General features: G+C 50.6%; 1 protein-coding gene. It reads left to right on the forward strand.

Features of this window, described 5'->3' with window-relative positions; translation table 11 throughout:
- The coding region (locus COY37_RS02135) for a type I restriction-modification system subunit M (protein WP_286975819.1) at nucleotides 1-1,240 on the forward strand (1,240 nt) is incomplete at both ends.

The raw sequence follows: 1,240 nt of genomic DNA on the forward strand, positions 1-1,240 counted from the left end.
AAAGTCAACTTCATCTGGAGCATAGCCGAGCTTTTGCGCGACAGCTTTAAGCGCAGCAAATACCAGGATGTTATTTTGCCGCTGACCGTTCTGCGGCGCATCGATTGCGTTCTTGAGCCGACAAAAGATAAAGTTCTTAAAACAGCCGCCAAGCTGAAAAGCAAGCTCGAAAACTTGAGCCCGCAGCTTTGCAAAGCATCCGGCTTTGCGTTTTACAACACTTCGCTCTATACCTTCGAGCGCTTGTTGGATGATGCCCCAAATCTTGCCTTAAACCTTCGCAACTACATAAACGGTTTTAGCGATAACATGCGCGAGGTGCTGGAGAAGTTCGATTTTGATAACACCATAAACAAGCTCGATGAGGCCGGGCTGCTGTTTTTGGTCATGGAGCGATTCAAGAATATCGATCTTCACCCGGACAAGGTAAGCAACCTTGAGATGGGTTACATTTTCGAGGATTTGATCCGGCGATTCAATGAGGCAATGAACGAGAATCCCGGCGAGCACTTTACGCCAAGAGAAGTCATCGAGCTCATGGCGAGCCTGCTCATTTCAAAAGACGCCGATATCTTAAGCCGCAACCATATTATCCGCACCGTATACGACCCGTGCTGCGGCTCGGGCGGCATGTTAACCATTGCTAAGAATAAAATCTTTGGGATTAACCCGAACGCCGATATACATCTTTTCGGCCAGGAGGTTAACCCCGAGACGTTTGCGGTTTGCAAATCCGATCTGTATATGAAAAGCGCCGATGGGCGGGATGCGGAAAACATAGCATTCGGAAGCACTCTATCAAATGACCGCCATGCAGGTAATCGCTTTGATTACCTGCTCACAAATCCGCCTTTCGGAAAAGAATGGAAGATGGACAAAGACGCGGTGGAAAGGGAGGCCGAGCGCGGATACACCGGGCGCTTCGGCGCGGGGTTGCCGCGCATAAGCGACGGCCAGCTTCTTTTTCTGCAGCACATGCTCGGGCGAATGAAAGATGTGAAGGATGGGGGAAGCAGGGTCGCCATCGTCATGAACGGCTCGCCGCTTTTTATCGGAGATGCCGGAAGTGGCGAGAGCGAGATACGCCGCTGGATACTGGAAAACGATTATCTCGAGGCCATAATCGCCCTGCCGGAGCAGCTTTTCTATAACACCGGCATCGCAACCTATGTTTGGGTGCTCACCAACCGCAAAGAAGAGAAGAGAAAAAATAAAGTGCAGCTTATCAACGCCACGGGCT

The organism is Candidatus Aquicultor secundus (assembly GCF_002791875.1).
Lineage (GTDB): Bacteria > Actinomycetota > Aquicultoria > Aquicultorales > Aquicultoraceae > Aquicultor_A > Aquicultor_A secundus.